Origin of the sequence: Chryseobacterium capnotolerans (genome assembly GCF_021278965.1) — a bacterium.
GTDB classification, from domain to species: domain Bacteria; phylum Bacteroidota; class Bacteroidia; order Flavobacteriales; family Weeksellaceae; genus Chryseobacterium; species Chryseobacterium capnotolerans.
The window spans coordinates 705622-730668 of record NZ_CP065589.1 but is presented as its reverse complement, the minus strand read 5'-3'; the positions used below and the strand labels follow the sequence as shown (position 1 = coordinate 730668).

Annotated in this window: 20 protein-coding genes and 2 pseudogenes; 2 read left to right on the top strand and 20 right to left on the bottom strand. The window is 31.4% G+C overall.

Annotated elements, in window-relative coordinates:
* Nucleotides 1–82 precede the first annotated feature (82 nt).
* The 20 genes and pseudogenes from H5J24_RS03380 to H5J24_RS03285 form a co-directional block, all read right to left on the bottom strand.
* Nucleotides 83–1282: an EpsG family protein gene (locus H5J24_RS03380; RefSeq protein WP_068944390.1), complete on the bottom strand. Its 1200-nt coding sequence runs from the start codon at nt 1280–1282 to the stop codon at nt 83–85.
* A 5-nt stretch (nt 1283–1287) separates the two neighbouring features.
* Nucleotides 1288–2280 carry a glycosyltransferase family 2 protein gene (locus tag H5J24_RS03375; protein WP_068944391.1) on the bottom strand — a complete coding sequence of 331 codons (993 nt, stop codon included), beginning with the start codon at nt 2278–2280 and terminating at the stop codon, nt 1288–1290.
* Nucleotides 2281–2319: 39 nt separating this feature from the next.
* Nucleotides 2320–3201 (bottom strand): beta-1,6-N-acetylglucosaminyltransferase, encoded by an 882-nt coding sequence (locus tag H5J24_RS03370; RefSeq protein ID WP_232816026.1) that lies wholly within the window; start codon nt 3199–3201, stop codon nt 2320–2322.
* Nucleotides 3191–4033 carry a glycosyltransferase gene (locus H5J24_RS03365; protein ID WP_232816025.1) on the bottom strand — a complete coding sequence of 281 codons (843 nt, stop codon included), beginning with the start codon at nt 4031–4033 and terminating at the stop codon, nt 3191–3193. The genes H5J24_RS03370 and H5J24_RS03365 overlap by 11 nt, the downstream gene beginning before the upstream one ends.
* A 29-nt stretch (nt 4034–4062) precedes the next feature.
* Entirely contained in the window at nt 4063–4344 is a 282-nt protein-coding gene (locus tag H5J24_RS03360; RefSeq protein WP_232816024.1) for a glycosyltransferase family protein, read from the bottom strand.
* 4 nt (nt 4345–4348) lie between these two features.
* On the bottom strand, nt 4349–5587 hold the full coding sequence (locus tag H5J24_RS03355; RefSeq protein ID WP_232816023.1) for an MATE family efflux transporter: 1239 nt from the start codon (nt 5585–5587) through the stop codon (nt 4349–4351).
* Between the two features lie 459 nt (nt 5588–6046).
* Nucleotides 6047–7042 carry a mannose-1-phosphate guanylyltransferase gene (locus tag H5J24_RS03350; protein ID WP_068944395.1) on the bottom strand — a complete coding sequence of 332 codons (996 nt, stop codon included), beginning with the start codon at nt 7040–7042 and terminating at the stop codon, nt 6047–6049.
* Nucleotides 7042–9398 (bottom strand): annotated as a pseudogene (locus H5J24_RS03345) (GumC family protein). Before H5J24_RS03345 ends, H5J24_RS03350 begins: the two are co-directional and overlap by 1 nt.
* A 78-nt stretch (nt 9399–9476) precedes the next feature.
* Nucleotides 9477–10769 carry a nucleotide sugar dehydrogenase gene (locus H5J24_RS03340; RefSeq protein WP_068944397.1) on the bottom strand — a complete coding sequence of 431 codons (1293 nt, stop codon included), beginning with the start codon at nt 10767–10769 and terminating at the stop codon, nt 9477–9479.
* 46 nt (nt 10770–10815) lie between these two features.
* Complete coding sequence (locus H5J24_RS03335; RefSeq protein ID WP_068944398.1) at nt 10816–11634, bottom strand: polysaccharide biosynthesis/export family protein; 819 nt, start codon at nt 11632–11634, stop codon at nt 10816–10818.
* A gap of 41 nt (nt 11635–11675) precedes the next feature.
* On the bottom strand, nt 11676–13604 hold the full coding sequence (locus tag H5J24_RS03330; protein WP_068944399.1) for a polysaccharide biosynthesis protein: 1929 nt from the start codon (nt 13602–13604) through the stop codon (nt 11676–11678).
* Between the two features lie 311 nt (nt 13605–13915).
* Nucleotides 13916–14380 carry a regulatory protein RecX gene (locus H5J24_RS03325; RefSeq protein ID WP_390881162.1) on the bottom strand — a complete coding sequence of 155 codons (465 nt, stop codon included), beginning with the start codon at nt 14378–14380 and terminating at the stop codon, nt 13916–13918.
* A 50-nt stretch (nt 14381–14430) separates the two neighbouring features.
* A pseudogene (gene glyA / locus H5J24_RS03320) lies at nt 14431–15695 on the bottom strand (serine hydroxymethyltransferase).
* A 151-nt stretch (nt 15696–15846) separates the two neighbouring features.
* Complete coding sequence (locus tag H5J24_RS03315; protein WP_068944401.1) at nt 15847–16749, bottom strand: NAD(P)/FAD-dependent oxidoreductase; 903 nt, start codon at nt 16747–16749, stop codon at nt 15847–15849.
* Between the two features lie 113 nt (nt 16750–16862).
* Nucleotides 16863–17351: a hypothetical protein gene (locus tag H5J24_RS03310; protein WP_232816022.1), complete on the bottom strand. Its 489-nt coding sequence runs from the start codon at nt 17349–17351 to the stop codon at nt 16863–16865.
* Between the two features lie 184 nt (nt 17352–17535).
* Nucleotides 17536–18387 (bottom strand): glycosyltransferase family 39 protein, encoded by an 852-nt coding sequence (locus tag H5J24_RS03305; RefSeq protein WP_232816021.1) that lies wholly within the window; start codon nt 18385–18387, stop codon nt 17536–17538.
* A gap of 134 nt (nt 18388–18521) precedes the next feature.
* Entirely contained in the window at nt 18522–19733 is a 1212-nt protein-coding gene (locus H5J24_RS03300) for an efflux RND transporter periplasmic adaptor subunit (protein ID WP_068944403.1), read from the bottom strand.
* 112 nt (nt 19734–19845) lie between these two features.
* Nucleotides 19846–21117 (bottom strand): ABC transporter permease, encoded by a 1272-nt coding sequence (locus tag H5J24_RS03295; protein ID WP_068944404.1) that lies wholly within the window; start codon nt 21115–21117, stop codon nt 19846–19848.
* A 94-nt stretch (nt 21118–21211) separates the two neighbouring features.
* Nucleotides 21212–22444: an ABC transporter permease gene (locus H5J24_RS03290; protein WP_068944405.1), complete on the bottom strand. Its 1233-nt coding sequence runs from the start codon at nt 22442–22444 to the stop codon at nt 21212–21214.
* 77 nt (nt 22445–22521) lie between these two features.
* Nucleotides 22522–23211 carry an ABC transporter ATP-binding protein gene (locus H5J24_RS03285; protein ID WP_068944406.1) on the bottom strand — a complete coding sequence of 230 codons (690 nt, stop codon included), beginning with the start codon at nt 23209–23211 and terminating at the stop codon, nt 22522–22524.
* Nucleotides 23212–23635: 424 nt separating this feature from the next.
* On the opposite strand from H5J24_RS03285, the gene H5J24_RS03280 reads away from it, so the two are divergent.
* Both H5J24_RS03280 and H5J24_RS03275 read left to right on the top strand, forming a co-directional pair.
* Nucleotides 23636–24610 (top strand): ribonucleotide-diphosphate reductase subunit beta, encoded by a 975-nt coding sequence (locus H5J24_RS03280; protein ID WP_041461620.1) that lies wholly within the window; start codon nt 23636–23638, stop codon nt 24608–24610.
* A 100-nt stretch (nt 24611–24710) separates the two neighbouring features.
* Entirely contained in the window at nt 24711–25001 is a 291-nt protein-coding gene (locus H5J24_RS03275; RefSeq protein WP_068944407.1) for a hypothetical protein, read from the top strand.
* Nucleotides 25002–25047: the final 46 nt, after the last annotated feature.

The following is a 25047-nucleotide window of genomic DNA, read 5'->3' as shown; positions in this document are numbered from 1 at the left end:
CAACTAGTAAGCCTATTCTCATTTATAAAAGTATATTAATAATGTATTTATGAAATTTTTACTATATAAAACTATATTGATTTTACTTAATATCTTTTAATCCAAAATTATTTTCGAAAATAGTATAGATAAAGCTCCATTTTTGAAACTCTGGCTGAAGCATATCCACCAAAACAACTCTCATCACTATAATTTGATTAAAAAAGATCATAAAAAGAAAAGTAGTAAATACAAGTGTTAGTTTGATTTTATTGTATTGGACTTCTTCTCTAAGCAAAAAAAGTACCAAGAACAATTTTAAGAACAAATTATATCTATTGTAAATAATAGGAAATGAAATAAATATATTAGTCGTTATAAGTAATATCATCAGTATTCTCACATAAACTGACTCATTCTTATTTTTTCTTAATAATAAAACGCCATTTAAGATAATTACCCAAATTACATTAAAAAAATTGATTACTTTCACGGCAAAGCTATCTACTTCTACGATTACTGTTTTATCTAAATATGCATTAAGTTTTGCATCAACAACATCTCCCATACCTATACCTACAAAAAATTGTAACATTATTTTTTCGGGTATCAATATAAAAAAGGTTGAAAATAATAGAGCAAGTTTGAGCCACTTCAATTTTATATTTTTAGTGAGTGGAAAAAAAATAAATAAAAGAGCAAATAGAATTACAGAAAAGTGTGTAAATACACCTAATAGAATCCATATTACAGAGGATTTCTTCTTTTCTAGGAGCCCCGTATAATATCCGTAAAAGATAAAACTAATTGCAAGAGTATATCTCAATCCCGATATTATATCTGTATATGATATTGAGAAAATAAAAAGAGGTACTATTAATAGGCTATATTTCCCTATTATGTTAGGTTTATTATATTCTTTAAAGTAAACTTTAAAAATTAGATAAACCGTTATAAAGGTAACAAAGAAAAATATATAGTGAACATTGATATTTATTTGAGCCCCAATAAACAAAAGAAGTCTGAATATAAAATCAGGCTGAGATTTAAAATTTATTTCAAAAAATTCTTTTAATGATAGAATTTTTGAAAAATTGTAAAACTCCATATGCCTTGCTTTATCCCATTCAAAAGGTGGAATATATAAAAAGCTTACAAATGCAACGGAAATACCATAAAAAAAGGCACTCATTCGCATGTTTTTTATCATTCCATATAGAATTAATGGAAGTGCCAAAAATGGGGACACTAAATAAGTTAATACAGTTAATAAATTAAACTCAATTTTACCTTTTCTTTCCATAATTATTACCTACCCTTTATCTTCTGAATCAATAAAAACAAATTGCTATATAAATTTATATACCCCTTCAATGCCGTATTACTTTTTCTTTTCATTAAGTAAAATACTATTTTATCTCTACCATTTAAAAAATTTACATTCTGTATATTATCTGTATCGGGAAATAAGTTTACAATTTTATCAAAATTTTCCCGATTTGATCGTAATAAAAGCTCTATCTTCTTGATAAGTTTACTTTTACGCATTGAAGATAAGAAATCTTTAGAATTAGGTGTATTTTTAAAAAAAATTTCTAATTCTGAATATACACTAACTAAATTTTCTATATTTTTATCGGATATCTTTTTTGTATATGAATTGGCATTTATCTGAACATAATGGTACAAACAATCACTCACTTTTGAAATCTTTTGAGAATAATATATAAGCTTTGGAATTGTTACAAAGTCTTCTCCCAAATTAACACCTTCAATTGCATGGATATTATTATCTACATATAAACTCCTCTTGATCAACTTATTCCACACTGATGTTACAATCTTTCCCGCTAAGATATTTTCGATAAAAATGTTTACATTTCCATTAAAGGATTGAATTACTTTCTTTTGTGTATGACTCCATTCAAGAAAAAAGTTACAAACTACTATATCCGCATTATCATTAATCGCTTTGTTATATAATAATTCAATTGTATTTAATTCTATATAATCATCACTATCAATATGTAAAATATAATCTCCTGTTGCATTTGCTATCCCTGTATTTCTAGCACCGGCTAATCCTTTATTAACAATATGATTTATTATTTTAATATTCTTATTTCGGTTTGGATAACGTAAAATAACATTTTCAAGAATTTCAATGGATTTATCTTTTGATTGATCATTTACAAATATATATTCAATATCATCAAAGGTCTGTTCAAATAAAGAAATAGCACATCTTTCAATAAATTTTTCGACTCCATAAATAGGAACTAAGATCGATACTTTAGCCATAATTTTATATTTTATCCAATTCGTCCAACACCCTAGAATCTAAACTTGTATCAAATTTTCTAGCAAATAACTTATACTCTGGTTGAGATAATAGCTCATGCATATCTTCTTTTTGAATGTAACAGGTAATTCAACTCCTTCCCTAATCCAATTATCATAAGTAAGTGAAGGCATAATATTTATTGTATTATCATCTTTTTTTAGATGTATAAGTATACTATGGAAAAAGATTTCGTCAGGGCACAAAGTTTGTTTGAAAAAAAATTCTAAATCATTTTTATGATCATTATAAAAATCAATTATTTTTTGCAATGTAAGATAATTAAAAGAAAACCAATTTGACCCTCTATAGAATGTAATATGAAAGGGAAGTTTCTTTGTTTTGAAAATTAATACTAGATCTTTAAATTGAATTTTTCTATTGATTATTCCTTTGATAATACTTTTATAATGATATTTTGAAATCATTGTAAAGTCATATCGTTGGCTACTATGATTAAGCTTAAAAGCCTTAAGATTTTTTAAATGATGGCTACCGGACTGGGTTATATTTTCAATATTGATAAAAGAAAAGCCTTCATGTTTTTCAAAAAAATCGTTAATGAAGTCTAGTGATTTTATTGGATAATCTTGACCGCTCAATAAGACAACCCTTGTATTAGGATTATAATCTATTTTCAAAACTTCTTGTATCATATTGAGTGTTGCCTGAACCTGCGAAAAATCTCCCCAAATACAATCAACTCTATTCTCTATAAAAAAAATATTTTCCCCCTTTATAATTTTCTGAAATTCATTCAAATCAGATTTAAAATCAATATGAATATAAAAAAGAGTACCCTCCTCATTCAATCTATTAATCATTCGAAATAATTGCTCAGGATATTGGTGGGCTTGTATTAAATAAATCTTATTTATCATTATGTAACTTCTCAAAAAGGTTTTTCCAAATATCCATCACTTTTTCGATTTCATATTTTTTAGCATTCTCAATAGCCTTAACCGACATTGTTCTTCTTAGCTCTTCATCTTCTATTAACTTAAAAATTTTTCCTAAAAAATCCTCACTATGATTTAATGGTACCAAGAAACCGTTTTCTTCGTCACTTATAAGCTCTGAGGGCCCATATTTACAATTATAAGCTACAACCGGTAAACCAGACTGCATTGCCTCCAATATCACTAAAGAAAATCCTTCAAATTTGGAAGCCATCAAATACATAGATGCATTTCGATAAAAAGCATCCATTTCTACACCTGGCTGCTCTAGCAAAACATTCGATTTCAAATTATTATCATCAATAAGCTTTTGGTAATAATCCCTTTGACTCCCAGATCCTTTTAAAATCAATTTCCAGTCCGGGTATTTATCTACAACTCTTTTCCAAATTAATATGAGTTGATCCAATTGTTTTTCAGGTTCAAATCGTCCTACAGCAACGGCAAGCTTTTCTCTTGGTAAAGTTAAACCCTTTTGATTAATTTTAAATGTTTGAGGATTAGGTATAGTAATTACATTTTTAGAGAAACGGCTCCATTCATTTTCGTCACCTTTCGTTAAAACAATAAATTTATTGTACTTTCTAATGTTTTTTATAAACTTTTGGAAAGAGATCTTAGCTTTTAATTTTTGAAAACCTTTTAAATACTCATTAATTGATTCAAATGCACCAATAGTAACATGATATTCTGCCAATTTTATACTACCATCATCCTGAATTGAATTTAAAATATAAAATTCAGCCCCTCCCAAAGAAATACTATAATCAGGCTTTATTTCTTTTAAAACATTTGCAAGTTTATTTTTAAACTTTTTTTATATTCCTGATATGCAATTCTATTTCTGATAAAATTAGAATTTTGATGTGTAAACTCACCAACTTCTATATCTATTAGTTTTATTCTTTTATCTAATTCAAAAAAAATAGGATTATCACCTTGATTATAAGTAATAATAAAAACTTCAAATTCAAAATTTTGCACAAGATAATTGGCTTTTGTGGTAAGTATCTTTTCTACCCCTCCATGATGAAAAAGAGAGTGAAAGCAATAAGCTATTCTCATAATATTATGAATTTAAAGGTAAATATTTCATTATTATTTTTCTTATTTCTGCTTTTTCTTTTTTATTAAACCCAATCAGAATTAAAATAACTGAGATAATTATAACATCAATGATTAATCTTAAATAAATCTCATTAGGTAAAACAAATTTCTGAACAAAAAAACAAAGTAAGAATGCGATTGTAAAAATAAATAAACTCTTTAATAATACATTCTTAATAAATGTAGTAATTAAAAAATCGGGTATAAGTTTGTTTACAATAAATAGTATTCCAAACCCCATTAATGCAGTCACTGAAATATGAATAATAGAGGTTGTAAACACCCCAAAACCTATTTTCAATAAAATAAAAGATAATAAAACACTTGAGCTATATACGATAGTACTTAAGATACTTAATGGTCTTATCTTTCCAGTAGCATTGATTAAAATAGTTAGGTAATCATAAAGAGAACCTACTAATATTGAAATAAGGAGTAGTTGAGTAAATTCAATACTATACTTAGGGACCTCTTTTAACCAAAGGCTAAGAAAAAAGGACGTATCTAATAAAAAAGGAATTGCCCCAAGAATTAATAAGAAAAAACTTACCCTTGTTCCGGTTTCTACTAATAAAAAAACATTTTTGTAGTCTTTCAAAGAGTAAGATTGAAAAATTTGTGGTCTCAATGCAAAACTGATATTTGCTACAATGGAATTGATTGCATTGGTGATTATACCTGCAACCCCCATAGCTGCGTTAACTATTGCACCAAAGAATATATTTTGTAAAATATTAATTCCTTGATTCCTTGATAAAGCACTTACATTACCCATTAAATCCCATCCAAAGAAAACAGAGATTTCTTTTAATAATTTTCTATCAAAAACAAAATTTAATCTACATTCTTTAAATTTTCTTCTACAATAATATTGATATATTAAACGAATAACAAGACTGACTATTAATAATAAAAAACCGTATACTATTAAATGATCATGCGCAGAATAGAGAACAATAAAAGCAACTGCTAACTTAAGTATAGATTCTAGGATAGAAACAAAAGCGAAAACTTTCATTTTTTGATGGGCTATGATTGCTGAATCATATGGAATTTGCATTACATTCAGTACCATGGTTAGGATTGCAAAATGATAAACTAAACTTGCCGCATAAACTCTATTCTCTGGAATGTTAAGTTTATTGTAAAAAAACCATATCCCAATTGTCTCTCCTAGTAAAACAATCAATAACGCAATCATAATATGAGTAATAAAAATTGTATTAAAGACAATTTTTATTTGTGAAAAAATCACTTAAGGCCATCGCTGAATTCATAAAACGTATGCTAGCGCCATTAAGTGAATAATGTAAAAAAGAAATCAAAGTAACCATTCCCCCTACAACATTATAAATTCCGTAATCTATAATACCTAAAGCTTCAAGCACAATTCTTGAACTATACAAAGAAATGCACATTGTTAAAAGCATTCTTAAAAATAAAAAAATTACGTTTGTAATTGCAGTTTTAGTCTGGCTCATTAATGTGAATTATTGAAACTAAATTTCTTAAATGGTAATATAATTAACAGAATTTGGTCTTTATAGTGAAGTATTCTCAATGTTTATAAAAATATTAATAAATAGAATGTATAACCAGCAACCTATTTCTTTGGAGTTTGCAGATTTCCTCAATTAAACTTTTTTTATTTTTTAAGAATTTATTGCAGAATACTTTTAGACCCTAGTTTCTCATAGACATCCTTTACTTTTTGAGCTTTTTCTCTTTTCAGTACTAAGATTGCATCAGGCGTAACAACTAAAATACTTTTTTTAATTCCTAAAAACTCTGTATGAACATTGGTACCAATTACCATATTTCCATGTTCGTCTGTCGTATGCCCATTGTTCTTTAAATAATAATATAAAGATTCAAAAGACCCCATATCAGACCATTTAAAACTTGATTTTACAACTTTAAGTCGATCTGTTTTTTCCATTACTGCATAATCTACAGATATAGACGGAATATCCATACTTTTTTCAAAAGGTAATTGATCCCCATTTTTTGCATTAAAAGCAATCTCTGATTTTATATATACATCAGGTTGATATTTTTTAAGCTCTTCCAAAAAAACCCCAGCTTTAAAACAAAACATCCCCGAATTCCATAAGAAATTACCCTTTGTTAAAAATTCCTGAGCAGTTTCTTGATTAGGTTTTTCTCTAAAACCTAAAACATTATTACCCTGTACTTGAATGTAACCAAATCCGGTTTCTGGTTTAGTCGGAACCAACCCGAACGTCACAATTGAATCGTCTTTCGCCAAACTAATTGCTTCAATAAATGATTTTTTATATTCATCTTCATCTTCTATCAAATGATCTGATGGTGTAATAAGTAAAATATCATCTTTATCTGCAGAAAACGCTGCAAAAGCAATAGCTGCAGCTGTATTTCTTGGAGTAGCTTCTATGATCTGACCATATTGATCTACTTTGATCTCTTTTAATGCTTCTGAAGATAATTCAAAGTTATCTGTATTACCTATCACAATTAGACTATCACATAAACCAATATTTCTAATTGCTGTCAACTGGAAAAGAGATTTTTCACCAAAAATATTCAAATACTGCTTAGGCTTATGTTTTCTTGATAAAGGCCAAAGTCTACTGCCTACTCCTCCGGAAAGTATTACATTAATAATTTTAGGCATTACAATTTGTCTTTAATTTTTTCTAACCAATTTTTTTCTTTAGCAGAATAACCATAACCATACTTATTACCATATCCATAATGATTTTTATCCACATCATTAAGTACAAAACCTACATTCTTAATTTTATGACTATCAATATTACTGTTGGCAAATTCAATAAGAGCTTTTTCGGTATATCTAGACCTTGTAACATATATTGTAGCATCGGCTAAGTCTGCAAATAAAAAGCTATCCGTCACTAGTAATAAAGGAGCAGTATCTAGAATAATATAATTATATTTAGCTTTCAGCTCATCCAATAATTTTTCATATCTTCCATTACTCAATAAATCTGTAGGATTTGGAGGAATCGCCCCTGAATAAATGACATCACAATGTGGATTAAATGAAGTAATGTGCACAATGTCTTCTAGTCTGGTTTGATCCGAATACAAATATTCGGTCAAACCTTTTAAGCCTTTTCGGGCAGTATTATAACGTTGGAGTTGGGGATTTCTTATATCTGAGCCTATAATAATCACTTTCTTACTAGGGGTAGCTAAGGTCAAAGCTAAATTAACCGAAGTAAAAGTTTTCCCTTCACCCTTAACTGTAGAAGTAACAAAAACAACTTTCCCTTTATCCCTTTTTGGTAATAAAAAGTTCATATTGGTAATTAAAATTCGGAAGGCTTCTGCCATCGGTGAAATATCATTTACCTGTACAATATCCGGGTCTCCTTTTAAAATACTTGGTAACTCTCCTAATACAGGGGCATGAGAAAGCTTTTCTAAATCATGCTTACTCTTAATTTTATTATTAAGTATTTCTTTAAGATAAATAAAAGCAAAAGGTAAAAGAGTTCCTAATAATAATGCACCTGCTAAGTATAGCATTTTTTAGGGGCTACAGGGCTAGGAGAAGCATAAGCATAATCTACGATTCTCGCTTTACTTGCAGTAACTGCTAATGAAATTGCAGTTTCTTCTCTCTTTTGTAATAAAAGCAAATATAAATTTTCTTTTATCTGCTGTTGTCTTTCAATACTCCTAAACATTTTTTCCTGAGCAGGAATTTTAATAATTTTAGAACTGATTTTGTTCTGTTCTCCTTCATATTGATTTTTAGCTAATTGTAATCCAGTTCTATTTTTTATTAAGCTTTCCATTACGGAACCTCTAAGTGAAGAAATTTGTTTATTAAGATCTATTATTAGTGGGTTTTGAGGTGTTGCATTTTCAAGCAATCTATTTCTCTCTAATACAAGTTGATTGTAAGCAGTTATATTTGCAGATGCCGTTGTATTGTTTAAACCAATATTTACTGGTAATACTTGAGTGCTATTTTGTCTTCCCATAAAATCAATCAAAGCATTGGTTAATTCAAACTGTGATTCTAAATCAATTTGTTTTGCTCTTGCTTCGGCTGATGTTTCAAGACTTATTTTAGCTTCTGTTGAAAGGTCAGTAATTTTGTTACTTGATTTGAAACGTTCTTTTTCATTTTCAACCTGTCCTAGTTCTTTTGATATAATATTTATTCTGTCATCAATAAAATCCTTTGTTTTTTTCGACTCAGAATTTTTGTCATATATAGCATCACTATTATATGCTTCTACCAAAGTATTTACGATATCCTTAGCTTTATTGATATTGGCGTAATTTAATGATAACCCTATAACTGTTGCATCTTTATTAACTAAATCTACATTTAATAGTTTTTGATAATAATTTACAGCTCCTTCCAGCGTAGAATAAGTAAAATACATATTGCTTGCATCCTCGGATTTAGATTTAATATATCCTGGATTTCTGGTAATTAACAAATGTGCATAGGGAAGATTTATTGTCTTATTGAACTGTGTTTTAATTTCTGAGAAACTATCACTTGTTAAAATAATATTTTGACCAGAAATCTTAATTGTTACAGCCCCTATTTTTTTTGTGTAAGGTTTTTCATTAATAATCTGAATAATTATCGGCGATGTTTCTTTATAAAGTTCCTTATCATTTAATTTGGATATTGAATATATTGAAGTCTGTAATTTATTTTTTCTTACAACTTCATACATTAATTTTTTTGATCTAAAAATTTCTATTTCATTTTGAATACTATTGGTCCCCATTCCTCCAAATCCGGATAAATCCTTCAAAACACCTAAATCTGCAGCTACAGGGGAATTCTTTTTAGCATCTTTAATTAATACTGATGATTGAATATTATATATAGGTGTTACAAACTTTAAATAAAGATAAGTTAAAGCTAAACATATGATAGGAACAATAATAAACCACATCCAGTTTCTTAAATAGGGTTTAATTATTTCCTGAATGTTAATTCCTTTTTCTGATTCTTCAATAACTGGATTATCCATTATTTAGTTTTAAATTTTATAAATTGTTATGTTGCTATATTTAACAACAGATATTAATTAATTTTTATTATCAAAAGATTAGAGTCTTGCATCTACTAAGCCTCTATCAATACAAGATTTAGTATCAAAAATAACACTAACTTCTTTTCTTAGTTTTTCAAAATCTAATGTGAGAAACTCTTCATGAGATACTGCAATGATAATAGAGTCATATTTTTTATTTTCCGGAAGTTGGTCAAGAATATCAACTCCATATTCATCTCTAACCTCTAGTTTATTTGCCCAAGGATCAAAAATATCGACATTTATTCCATAATCTATTAACTCGCTATAAATATCAATGACTTTTGTATTTCTAACATCCGGGCAATTTTCTTTAAAAGTCACTCCTAAAATTAAAGCTTGTGAATTTTTGATAATATTACTTTTGGCTATTAATAATTTCACCACTTTCGAAGCTATAAATTTTGCAATGGAATCATTGACTCTTCGACCAGATAAAATAACATCCGGATGATATCCCAATTGTTCTGCTTTATGAGCTAAATAATAAGGATCTACAGAGATACAATGCCCTCCAACTAAACCGGGTTTATATTTTAAGAAATTATACTTTGTTCCTGCTGCCTCGAGAACGTCATTGGTATCAATTCCCATTTTGTCAAAAATTAAAGCTAGCTCATTAACAAAAGAAATATTCACATCTCTTTGTGCATTTTCAATTGCTTTAGAAGCCTCAGCTACCTTAATACTAGGAGCCTTATGGGTTCCTGCGGTAATGATTTTTTTATATAAGTTGTCTACTTCTGTTGCTATTTCATCTGTAGACCCTGACGTTACTTTTTTTACACTTGTTAAAGTGTTTACTTTATCTCCTGGGTTGATTCTTTCAGGGGAATATCCTACAAAAAAATCTTTATTAAATTGTAAACCAGAATATTTCTCTAAAATAGGAACACATTCTTCTTCAGTACATCCAGGAAAAACAGTAGATTCATAAATTATTATATCTCCTACTTTAATGATTTCACCCAACATTTTGGAAGCTGATATTAAAGGTTTTAAATCAGGAGCATTAAATTTATCTATGGGAGTGGGAACTGTTATTATAAATATATTACAATCTGAAATTTCATGTAACTCATTTGTTGCTTTATAACCTATACTTCCTTCTGCTTTTATATAATTCTTTAACTCTTCATTTAATTTTTCAGAATCTGCTTCTAATGTTATATCATACCCCTTATTAAGCTGATTAATTCTTTCTATATTAATATCAAAACCTAAAACAGGATAATGTCTAGCAAACTCTAATGACAGAGGCAACCCTACATATCCTTGCCCAATAACTGCTATTCTATATGATTTCATTCTTTGTGTGATTATTAAGAATTTTATGAATATAATGGGAACATTTTTATTTTTTAAATAAACTTACAACTACAGCAATAGCTGTAATACCAATAGAAACGGCTGTTAGATAAATTCCTGTATTGGGGTTCTGTTTAGCCAATAAATCTCTTGTCTTATTTGATGAAACTATAATAGCATCTCCTTGTTTTAGATGAAAGTATGGAGAATTAATTAGATTAGCGTCCTGCAAATTAACTCTACCATGTGTAACTGTACCATTTTCGGTTCTAATCACTAATATATCTGTTCTTTTACCATACATGGTCAAATCTCCAGCAAGCCCCAATGCATTGAGAATTGTAGCTTGTCCATTAGCAATTGTGTAGTCCCCTTGTCTGTTTACTTCCCCTAAAACTGTGACTTTAAAATTTGCAAGTCTGACATTTATTGTTGGGTTAATAACATATTGACTTATTTTATTTTTTAATTCATCTTTAAATTCTACCAGAGATTTATCTTTTGTATTTAGCAAACCAATAATCGGGAAATCTATATTCCCATTACGATCCACAATATATGTAGGTCCTGATATACTAGCATTTCCCTGACCAGGTGTATTGCTACCTGCAAAACTATTACCCTGAATCATTTCAGAAGAATAATAATTTTGATTAAATGGTTTTACAACATTCATATCTTTTGCTGTAATCAAAATAACCAGTTGGTCACCTGCCTGTATTATATTATCAGAATTCTTAGCAGATGATTCAACAGCAATCTGCTCTATGTTCTGCATATAGTTTAAATCATTCTGAGCATTCTGATTAGTTTTACAAGAAACCAATAAAAAAACCAGTGATATGGCTAATATTTTACCTTTCATTATATCTTAAAAATTGTACAAATATACATTTATATTTTTTCCTATTTATCTAGAACCTCGTAGATTGAATTATTACTTATAAATTCAGGTACTATTAATTTCAAAATTTTAACGACCTCAACTTTTTCTTTATTTATAGAAGCTTCACCAATCAAATTAACAAGACTTTCTATTTCAGAAAACGACATTGTCGGATCTTTAGAGATCATAATCTTTTCATTATGTGTCGGAAGTGCCTTCGCATTATCGCTTAATAATTCCTCATACAACTTTTCACCAGGTCTTAAACCTGTATAAATAATTTTTATATCAATATTCGGTTCAAAACCTGATAATTTAATCATTCTTCTTGCCAAGTCTAAAATTTTCACAGGCTCCCCCATATCAAAAACAAAAATTTCACCACCATGTCCCATTGTACCAGCTTGTAAAACTAACTCACAGGCTTCTGGAATAGTCATAAAATATCGTACAATATCTGGATGTGTAATTGTAACCGGGCCCCCAGCTTCAATCTGTTTTTTAAAATAAGGAATAACTGATCCATTTGACCCCAAAACATTTCCAAATCTTGTAGTAATAAATTTTGTTGTATTTCCTTCAGCATGTTGTAAAGACTGTACAAATAATTCCGCAGCTCTTTTAGAAGCCCCCATTACATTAGTAGGATTTACAGCTTTATCCGTTGAAATCATTACAAATCTATTCACTTTATAACGACTGGATAAAACAGCTATATTCTTTGAACCTAAAACATTAACACGAATAGCCTCATTTGGATTGTCTTCAACAAGAGGTACATGCTTATAGGCAGCGGCATGATATACCATCGAAAAATTATACATCTGAAACAACGGCTCTACTCTATGTAGATTAGATACATCTGCCAAAACAAATTTAAACCTGATATGAGGAAACTTCTCTTTCATTTCAAGTTCTATGTCGTATAATGGTGTTTCTGCTTGGTCTAATACAACAATCAAAGAGGGAGTAAATTGCGCAACCTGTCTTATGATTTCACTGCCAATAGATCCTGCACCACCTGTTACAAGTACTGCTTTTCCATAATGACGGCTCTTGACCTCCTCATTTTCAATTTTGATAGGTTTTCTGTTAAGAAGGTCTTCTATCTGAAGATTTCTAATGGAGCCTCCCAGATCACTATCTCTTAATTTTTGTACAGATGGAGCTTTAAAAACATTAAGGTCTTTTTCTAAAAATAAATTGACCCATGAGTTCATTTCATCTTTAGCCATCATTTCTTTTACAATAATAACCCCATCAATAACAAGATCATCTTTGGTTGTATTCTCGATCCATTCTTTTGCGTAAATGGGTTTACCTAAAAGTGATGCTCTTTTTGAATCTGATCTCTGCGTCAAAAATCCAACTACATGATAAGGAAGGTTTGGATTATCTAAAATTGCTCTTGCAATTGCTATAGATTGCTCATCAATACCCAGCACTAAGATTCTTTTTTTCAAGGTACTTCTTCTATATTCTCTTACAATGTGAAAAAACTCTTTAACATAAAGTCTAAAGAGAAATAATCCCATAAAAGAAATTACAAAATACAATACCAGATAAGGGGTCAAAATAAACTTTCCACCAGTAATCCAAAAGTACACGATATTCATCGTAGCAACAACAAACATTGTACTAAAACATGATACAAGCAATTTAAATAAATCGATAAAGGTAGAGTGTCTGATAATCCCAACATATGTCTTAAAAACATACATAAAAATGGTATTTATCATAATAATAAAAGCAAATACAATACTTTTATCTTCATGATAGATAAATTCTTTTTGAGTAATTTTTTCTATAATATAGGTAGAAAGAAATAGAGATATAACCAGAATAATAATATCTAATACTAATATTATCCATCTAGGAAGATATCTTACGTCTGAGAGATTGACAACATTATCTCCTCCAAATATTTTTTTTCTAAGAGAATTATACATTGTCTATATTTGTGTCCATATTTTTAATTCGTGTAAGATTCAATTATCCACCAAAGATAATTTCGATACAATCATGCAAAAATAAAATAAAATTTTATTCCTTCACTGAAATCAAAAATAAATTTGATGTTTACCTATTTTCTGAAATCATTAAGAGTCAGTCAATAGAGCAAATGATTGACAAAAATCATACCATAAAAATTCAGCAAAGAGTGATATTTGTGAGTAATTTGCTTCTTTTTTTATAACTATTTGATCTTTATCTTTTTTAAAAGTCTAAAATAATTATGATTTTAAAACTTAATTAATATTTAGTCAAAAATATCATTTATTTTCTCATATTCAAAACCTCTGCTCATCAAATATTTTATAGTCTTTGCTTTTTTTTGATATTCCTGCAGTCCCTTTTGCTTAGAAGAATAGTCTTCATAGATTCTTGTAATGGTTTTCGTATAATCATCTTCATATATTTCATCAAAACACATACTAATCATCTTTTCAGAAATCTGCTTTTGCTTAAGATTCATTTTGATTTTATTCCTTCCCCAGTGTTTAATGTAAAATTTTCCTCTGATATAACTTCTGGTAAATCTTTCTTCATTAAGATAATTTTCATTCATCAAATAAAGGATAATTTCCTCCTTTGCCTCATCAATCAATAAAAACTCTCTCATTTTTTGTTCTACCTCGGCATGACAACGATCCTGATACACACAATAGCTCACCAGTTTCTGCTTAATTTCATCAAAAGTATAAGATTTCTTTTCCATGTGGATAAAAAAAGAATGAGCTTCCGCCCATTCTTTATATTATATTATACTATTTATTAGTAGTTGAATAACGCTTTTCCTTCCATTAATTCATTAACATTCTTTCTCACAGACGCAAGAACTTCTTCATTTTTGATATTGTCTACTACTTCAGAGATTAATCCCGCAATAGTTTCCATATCATTTTCTTTAAGCCCTCTTGTTGTGATAGCAGCTGTTCCCAGTCTGATACCAGATGTTGTAAATGGAGACTTATCGTCAAAAGGAACCATGTTTTTGTTACAAGTAATATCAGCAAGCACTAATGCTTTTTCTGTTTCTTTACCATTTACGCCTTTATTTCTAAGGTCTACCAGCATTAAGTGGTTATCTGTACCTCCACTTACGATATCAAATCCTCTGTCGATCATTGCTTTTGATAAAGCTTGTGCATTAGCTTTAACCTGTTTTGCATACGTTTCAAACTGACCATCCAAAGCTTCTCCGAAAGCAACCGCCTTACCAGCGATCACATGCTCTAACGGACCACCCTGAATTCCTGGAAATACAGCTCCATCCAATACCTGGCTCATCATTTTTGTTTCTCCTTTTGGAGTTTTATGACCGTAAGTATTTTCAAAATCTTTCCCCATCATAATCATTCCTCCTCTTGGACCTCTTAATGTCTTGTGAGTGGTAGTGGTTACAACGTGGCAGTGTTCAAATGGTGAATTTAATAATCCTTTTGCTACTAAACCTGCAGGGTGAGCAATATCAGCCCAAAGAGTCGCTCCAATTTCATCAGCGATTTCTCTGAATTTAGCATAATCAAGATCTCTTGAATAAGCCGAAAATCCAGCGATCATCATTTTCGGTCTTTCTCTTAAAGCAACTTCTCTCATTTGGTTATAATCGATAAGACCTGTTTCTCTTTCTACTCCGTAAGAAACTACTTCATACTGAATTCCTGAGAAGTTCACAGCAGAACCGTGAGTAAGGTGTCCACCCATTGAAAGATCCATTCCCATGATCTTATCTCCTGGTTTCAAAACAGCAAGATAAATGGCTGCATTCGCCTGAGATCCGGAATGCGGCTGTACGTTCACATAGTCTACACCGAAAAGTTCTTTCGCCCTGTTGATCGCTAATGTTTCAACCTCATCTACAACTTCGCATCCACCGTAATATCTTTTCCGGGATACCCTTCAGCATATTTATTTGTCAGTACACTTCCCATTGCTTTCATCACATTTTCAGAAACAAAGTTTTCTGATGCGATAAGCTCTAATCCATGGGCCTGTCTTTGTCTTTCCTTTTCAATCAGGTCGAAAATAATATCCATTTTACTTTTAGTTTTTGAAATTTTTCACCCCAAATGTACGGATTTTTCGCTGAGATTTTGGTATGGATAAAAATGATTTTAAGCACTAAATAATGAAATATCCGAAAAACAATCAAATCTTTTATACCATTCAATCATATAAAGTAAATCTCTAAAACTCTTCTTCCGAAAGTTCCTTATTTACCATGGCTCCAGCAAAATTGCCCTGTGCTACAGCATTAGCTACCGACCTCATCATGGTTGTATTATCTCCACAGGCAAAAACTCCGGGAACAGAAGTTTTCTGCATAAAATCTACTTTGATAAATCCATGTTCTGTTAACTCACAGGCCAATTCAGATACATCAATATTCTGTTCAAAAGGAATTTTCGCATACAAAGCTTTTAGAGAAACTTCATTCCCATTTTTAAATATAATTTTTTGAATATTTCCGTTTTCATGTTCAAGCTTCACAATTTCATCTTCTTTAAGGTTGATGGTATTCTGTCTCAATTTTTCAACCTGCTCATGGGTAAGTTTAGTTTTTCCGTTAGTAAATAAAGTAAGTTCTTTCGTCAAATTAAAAACAAGTTTAGAAAATTCGTAAGCCAAATCTCCATCAGATAGAATTCCTGTTACTTCATTTCTTACCTCATAGCCATGACAATATGGGCAATGTATAACAGAAATACCCCAACATTCTGTAAATCCAGGAATATCAGGCATTATATCCTTTACTCCTGAAGCCAAAATAATTTTTTTAGCATAAAATGTATCTTCGGAAGATAGTTCTACAGAGAAACCATCAGTATTTTTGGCTACTCTGATTACTTTACCATCATAAAACTGAATACTGTCATACTTTTCTACATCCTTTTTCGCAAGTTCTCCTATTTCTTTTGGCGTTTTTCCATCATGAGTAATAAAATTATGTGAATGCGGGGTCTGCCTGTTACAGGGTTTCCCGTCGTCTATAATCAAAACATTCCTCAAGGATCTTCCCAATGCCATTCCTGCTGATAAGCCAGCATAGCTTCCACCTATGATAATAACATCAAAATTTTTACTTTGCATATTTCAGTTGAGATATAATTTATTAAGGAGATAAAATTACAATAAAATTCAATTAACGCAATAAAGTTGCATTAATATTTTTTTTATTTGTTAAGAGGGCCTCAAAATAAAATTTACTTTTTCCATTGATCTTTCATTTTATCAATCTCATCCTGAAGTCTCTTTCGTATATCAATATTGGCATCTTCAAAACTGAAAATAATTGTTCCTTTTCCTCTTGCATAAGGACTGGTAACAGAATCTGCTATTGCAGAATGTTTAAAAAAAGCTCCTGTCTTTTCAAGTTCATCTTCTGAGCTATCTTTAATTCTAATTAGATTTTTGTATTCCTTACTTAAATCAAACCAGTTGATATAGTCGGCATTAAATGAAACAGCCTTTACGCCTTTTTTTGAGTAAAAATTAATTGCTCCCGCCTGTCCATAATTATCGCAAAGCACTAAAGTATTCCCGGATTTTGATAATCGTGAATATTCTTTATCTACTTTATGTGCCAGTTCTTTCCACCCCAGCATATCAGCAAAATCCTGAGGTAAGGAATGATCTTTACCATCTTCCCAGCGCAAGAGCCCAAATTTTTTATAATTTTCTGGATTTTTCACTATAGATTCTGGAGTTTTGTTAGGAAATGCCAAATTATATATTGGCAAAAACAAAAGGATAGGATGTAGAAGACAAACTGGTTTTAGAAATCTCTTCCATCCACTATTTAAAATATTCTCAAGATAAACAGCTCCAAATCCAATGTATATAGGATAAATACCTACAGCATAATAATCCTTTGCCCTAAAAAACATAAATACTGCTATGGTAATAACATATCCCCAGAAAAAAAAACCTGATTTTTTCAAAAGCTTTATAAAATAATAATGCATAAAAGCCCAACAGGATAACAAACGCAACACCAATAAAGAATAAAAGCTGAGATTTCAAAAAGTTAAACCTGTTTACATTCACCAATTGAAATTCGGAAAGCTCTTTCATATGGTGAATTACCGGAAATCCGTTATTATACTGCCAGATAAGATTGGGAAGAATAATTATTAATGCTAAAAGTGCAGCTCCGTAAGTATGCGGATTTAGAAAAATCCTTCTTTGTTTTGTTATGAGAAGTGCAGGGATAAATCCTAATGCAAGAAAAGCAATATTGTATTTGTTCAAAATTCCGATTGCAAAAATACCTCCACCCCAATATAACCACTTTACTTTTTCTGTATTGACGTATTTTATCAGAATGTAGAAAAAAGAAGTCCACAACAAAACATCCAATGAATTGGGCTGATAAAGCATATTCAATCGGAGCAGCGAAGATAACAATAACCCTAAGGCTGCAAGAATACATGCAAAAATACCACCTTTTAATTCTTCAATAGCTTTCCAGACAACAACCATCGTCAATGCTCCAAATAAAGCCGGAAAAAATCTAATCCAAAATACAGAACCTCCCAATATTTTTATCAGCCACGATATCCATGAGCTTACGGGAGGAACAGAAATATACCCCCAAGCAAGATGATTACCTTGATCTAAGTGCAAATATTCATCTCTTTGCAAATCGTATACAGGGCTTACCAAGGAATATTGAAGGACAAATTTCACAATGACAAAGAGGATCAAAATTAGGTAGCTTTTCTTCATAGTTTTATTTTATAATTAAAAATAAGACATTTCAAACTTCTGATTTATTACATCAATATAATATCTGGTTTTTATAAAAAAATCCCGAAGAATATACTCCGGGATCTAACAGTTTAAAATGTATAGTAAGTTTATTATTTTGCTTTTGCTTTTTCTTTCAACTCTTCTTTGTCTTTATCAGAAGGATTCCAAACTTTCACTTCAGAATCTTTTGTAATATTGGATCCTGGAAGAATCTGAACATTGATCCCGTCACTGGCTCCAAGCTTTACATATACTTTCTTAAATTTTCCATCTGTCTGCTTTACTTCTACAAAAGGAACATCTTTTCCTTGCTTCTTTTCATACTGAACTAAAGATTCATCCAGTAATAAAGCATTTTTCTGTGAGCTTAATACAATTTCTCCATTCGCAGAGAATCCGGCTCTGATATATTCATTGTTAGGATTATCTACGTTTCCTTCTACCGGGAATTTAATAGTTCCTGCATTGTCTTTTCCTTTAGGAGCAATCATAGTCAGCTTCCCAGGGAAAGTTTTATTCTGTAATGCACCGATTACAATATTCATATCCATTCCTTGCTTTAACTTTCCTGCCTGCGCTTCATCAATTTCTCCTTTGAATATCAGAGAATTTAGATCGGCTACTGAACAAATGGTTGTTCCTGCATTAAAGTTATTCGCTTCAATTACCTGGCTTCCTAATTTTACAGGAACCTCAAGAACAGTCCCTGAAGCTTTGGAACGGATTTGAGTGGTAGCTAAACCTTGCCCCTGAAGTTCAGGAGTAGCTCCGGTTTTTGCGATCTGCAATCTTTTCTGTGCAGTATTCAACTGCTGCTGAGCATTTTTCAAGGTCTGTTGCTGTGAGAATAGCTGCTGTTGAGCATTAAGGAACTCTTGTCTGGAAGCTACACCTTGCTTAAAAAGCTTATCCTGCATTTCAAACTGCTTCTGCATATTCCCAACATTCATCTGTGCATTGCTTATCTGAATCTGTGCATTCTGAACTTCCTGCTGAGCTGCATTCACTTCAGAAATACTTGGTACAATTTTCACAGTAGCAATCAGCTGGCCTACTTCCACTTTATCACCTTCCTTCACTAAAATTTTATCGATAATCCCAGTAATATTGGGTTTAATTTCAATTTCTTCCTTTGGAACAATTTTCCCAGTGGCCATTACCTTATCATCCATATTCTGGATACTAGGTTTACGGGTAAGGAAAGCCTCGCTTTCTTGGGAATTTGATTTTATAAGATAACCGATCCCTGAGAACAATGCCACTGCAAATAAAAGCCCCAACACGATATAAATGGCTTTTTTCCAAGTGAATTTCTTTTTCATATGTATAGTTTATTTTTTAATTAAAGGATTGAAAGATTTAAAAATTAAAAGATTAATACCCCATGGCTACTGATCATTTTCAAATTTTTCAAATTATTTCATTTTCAAATTATTACTCTGTCCTTAATGCTTCAATCGGTCTGATTTTCACCGCTCTCTGTGCAGGGATCATCCCGATAATCAATCCTAATATTACCATTACTGCCATGGCAGCAAATACGTTTCCGTAGTTTACCGTTGGATTATAGAAAGGAAACGAATCCTGTCCCTGAGTGGCTATATTTAAAATCATCAGTACAAAAATTCCAAACATAAATCCTAGAAGTCCTGAGGAGAGCGTAATCACAACACTTTCCAATAATATCTGGTTTCTAACTTCAGATGGTTTTGCCCCCAAGGCTCTTCTGATTCCAATTTCCTTGGTCCTTTCTTTTACAGTAATCAAGAGAATGTTTGAAATGGCAATCACCCCTGCCAGAATCGTTAATGTTCCTACAATGATGGTTAAAAGCTGCATTCCGGTGAGGAAACCTGTCAGCTTTTTAAACTCTTTTCCCAAATTGAAACTTCCAAAGGCATTGGTATCTTCGGGAGAAATTTTATTTTTTGCTTTTAACACCTGTTTTACTTCTTCTTCCACTCCATTAACGTTAGCATTAGGCTTGCTTACAATAGCAAACAGATCAATCTGCTCGCCTGCATTGTACATTTTAGTATAAGTGGATAGTGGAATAAAGGCTGTTTGGTCATTCTCAAAGCCTCCGCCTTTTTTCACTCTGAAAACGCCAATTACGTTGAAAAATATTCCTTTTATATTGATAGACTGCCCTATCGGATTTTCTTTTTTCTTGGAATCAAAAAGGTTTTTGTAGATTTCTTCTCCTATAACTACTACATTTTTATTTCCGGAAACGTCGGCATCATTGATGTAACGCCCGAAAATAAGTTTCTTTTCTGAAATTTTATTTCCTACTGCATAATCTCCTGTCAAAGAATAAGTAGCACTTTTCCCGTTTCTTGATATAGATTCTCCCGGTGTTCCTGTAAAACTTCCTCTTGCATTCTGGGGTGATATATAATCTACATCAACTACTTTTCTTTTGAGCATCTCCATATCTGATAGGTTCAAATGAACTTCTCTTCCTTTAGGAAATCCCTCATAAGGAATGGATGTCTTTTGTGCCCACAGGAAAATAGAGTTGGTAGCGAATCCGGAAAACAATTTATCAAAACCATTCTCCATTCCTTTTGCTGCCCCAAGAAGGCTCACATACAAAAACATGCCCCATCCTACTCCAATCATGGTAAGAAATGTGCGGAGTTTATTATTCCTCAATGAATAATAAATTTCCTGCCAAGTATCTATTTTAAATATGATATTCACCTTTCTGAATTATAAATTATTAATAGTTGTAAAAGAGTAAATCAACAAACTGCGATCATTACTGCATTTCCAATTTTATATTATTTTCAAATTACTATTCTGTTCTCAATGCTTCAATCGGTTTAATTCTTGAAGCTCTGTATGCTGGAACAAATCCCGCGATCAATCCGGAAAAAACCAAGGCAATAAATGCCATAAGGATAGATCCCCAACCTACACTTGGACTTTTAATGAAAAACTCTTCAAGACTGTCACCAATCAAGCTCAATGTTAGCACACCTACTCCTATTCCAACAATTCCTGAAATCACAGTAATTACTACACTTTCCTGAACAATTAAGGCAACAATTCCTGCAGGTCTTGCTCCAATGGCTTTTCGTACCCCGATTTCTTTGGTTCTTTCTTTTACGATATACACCATAATGTTACTGATCCCGATGATCCCTGCCAATAATGTCCCTAATCCAATAAATCCAACAATTGCAGTAAGAACTGCCATAAAGGTGAAGGTATCATTCATATTTTTGGCATTATTCCAAACACGGACTCCATTTTCGTCATCAGGAGATACATTCTTTCTTGCTTTTAATTTATCTCTCAGTTCATCACCATATTTAATAGCATCCTGAGGATTAAGTAATTTATCATTATAGGCTATATAAACCGTGTTTACAGTATCAGAGCCTTTCTTCATCTGCTGTAAAGTGGTAATAGGTACAGTAATATGTCTTTCGTCTCTGTCTCCGCCATCGTCTGAAAATACGCCTACTACTTTAAACATTGTTCCGTTGATATCCAGTTCTTTCCCTATGGACCCCCCGTTTTTAATAAGGTCTCTCTGAACCATTCTTCCGATCACTGCTACATTCTGCTTTCTTGCCAGGTCAAAAGAATTAATATAACGTCCATCAACAAGATTTCTGTTTTCAATAACTTGTTCTCCCGGCTCTGCACCATGAACCTGATAAAGACCACTCTCCTTTCCATATTTCACCATTAAATTGGTAGCATATCTTGGGCTGGATGCTCCTACTTTTTCTTTTTCTGTATTAACAAGAAAGTCATAGTCATCATTATTCATACTCACACTTCTATCGGACTGTAATCCTTTATAAGCTAAAGTTGTTTTTCCTGTATAAATGGTAATCAGGTTTTTAGCATCACCTGCAAACCCTTCCGAGAAAGCATTCTGAAGCCCTTGTCCTATTCCAAAAAGTACAATGAAAATAAACAGTCCTAAAGCTACTGTAAATCCTGAAAGTACTGTCCGAAGTACATTACTACGGATAGAACTGAATATTTCCTGCCAACGATCTAGGTCAAACATTTTTATTAATATTAAAAGATTGAAAAATTAAAATCATTTAATTTTCAAATTATCTCATTTTCAAATTTTCAAATTGCTTAAAGCACAATCTGTTTAATAAACTCATCACTTTCAATAATCCCATCCTTCAGCACTACATTTCTTTTTGTCTGTGCCGCTACATCCGGTTCGTGGGTCACCACAATGATTGTTTTCCCTTCATTGTTAATATCCTGAAGAAGTTTCATAATATCATGGGTGGTTTTTGAATCCAAAGCTCCGGTAGGTTCATCCGCCAATACGACTTTTGGATTTGTAATAAGAGCCCTTGCAATGGCAACTCTTTGTTTCTGTCCTCCTGAAAGTTCATTAGGAAGGTGATTGGCCCATTGGGTAAGGCCTACTTTCTCCAGGTATTCTAATGCCTTTTGATTCCGTTCTTTTCTCGGTACATTTTGATAATATAATGGAAGAGCTACATTTTCAAGAGCTGTTTTATAACTGATAAGATTAAAAGACTGGAAAATAAATCCTAAAAATTTACTTCTGTATTCCGCAGCTTTTACCTCAGACAAATGCTCGATAGGAACACCATCCAGCTCATAAGTTCCTGAATCTTTTTCATCCAGAATACCAATGATATTCAAAAGAGTAGATTTTCCGGAACCAGAACTTCCCATAATGGAAACAAACTCTCCCTCTGAAATATTCAGATTAATCCCCTTCAAAACATGAAGCTTGCTTTTTCCTGTATCGTATGACTTGTGTAAATCCTGAATTACTAACATTAAGTGATGTATGTTTTATACCCAATAAGTAGATGATATTTCCAAATTGTTACAAGAAAGAAAATTTATTCAAATATTTTTTTGTTTAACACTTTAACCCTTTATTTAAAATAGTTTATAAAGTTTCGTTTAACTGTAACTTAGGTTTTCCATGTATTTATCCCCTATATTGCCTTCTAGCCTATTATTCGAGCCAGTTTCATGTAAATGTGGAAAACTTTTACAGCTAAAAGTCAGCCTATTAGTATTTACCTCTTTCAAAATCAGTTCTTTTTTTCGAACTTTGTCATTAGATTTTGCTCAGAAAAGAAAACTTGCAGTGTGAATAACTTAAATTCACAACCATCACAAAAACAAAAAGTTAACCATCTTCTGAACATTATCCACATAGATCTGAATTATTTAATTATAAAGATATTTTAATATGGGAATTTTTGATAAGAGAGTAAGCTATAAGCCATTTGAATACCCTGAAGTTCTACAATTTGTAGAAGCCATCAACAAATCGTTCTGGGTACATTCGGAAGTGGACTTTACTGCAGATGTACAAGATTTTCATTCGCAGTTGGAACCACATGAAAAGCATGCTGTGAAAAATGCGCTATTAGCCATTGCACAGATCGAGGTGTCTGTAAAGACATTCTGGGGGAATTTATACAACCACCTTCCGAAACCGGAGTTCAATGGATTAGGATCTACTTTCGCAGAATGTGAGTTCCGTCATTCCGAAGCATATTCCCGTTTATTAGAAGTATTAGGATATAATGACGAATTCCTTAATGTAATTGAAATTCCTGCTGTAAAGGGTAGAATTGAGTTCCTTGGAAATGCTTTAAAACATGCCAACTCTGCTACTCCTAAAGAATATGTTTCAGCATTATTGTTATTCAGTATCCTGGTAGAAAACGTTTCTCTTTTCTCTCAATTTGCCATCATCCTTTCTTTCACAAGATTCAAAGGCTTCATGAAAAATGTTTCCAACATTATTGCATGGACTTCTGTAGATGAGCAAATTCACGCTAATGCAGGAATCTATCTGATCAACAAAATCCGTGAAGAACAACCAGATCTATTGACAGACAGCGATATTGAAGATATCTATACCCTTGTAGATGAATCTATCGCAAGAGAAGGAGACATCCTAAGCTGGATCTTTGAATTAGGAGAAATTGATAACGTATCTAAAGAAGATCTATTAAACTTCATGAAGTACCGTGTAGATGACAGCTTGAAGAAAATCAACATGAAGACAAGATACAACATCACTCCGGAGCAATACAGACCAATGGTTTGGTTCGAAGAAGAAGTTTTCGCCAATTCACTGGATGATTTCTTTGCAAAAAGACCTGTGGATTACACGAAACACGATAAGAGTATTACAGCAAACGACTTGTTCTAATGTAAAGGCGCGAGCGAAGCGAGCGTCAAGGCAGATGGTATTAGGATAATTATATTCTTTATACTTCAAACAAGAGTTAACTTAATAAACACAAATAACAATGATTAATGTAATGGTAAGCTATACTGTAAAACCTGAGTTTGTTTCATCAAATAAGGCCAATATTCAAAAGTTTTTAGAAGATTTTAAAAACTTAGATCAGTCAGTATTTGAATACAAGGTTTTTGTAAAGGAGGATGGCGTTACTTTTCTACATTATTCAAACTACATCAATGAAGAAGTTCAGCATGAAGTTTTGAATGTTCCATCATTTAAGGAATTTCAAAGATTGAGAGATGAAAGCGGACTGAATGACTCTCACAAAGTAGAACTTTTACAATCAATAATATAAAAAAAACAAGATTCCGGAGTGACAGCCTCATTCCGGAATTCGAAAA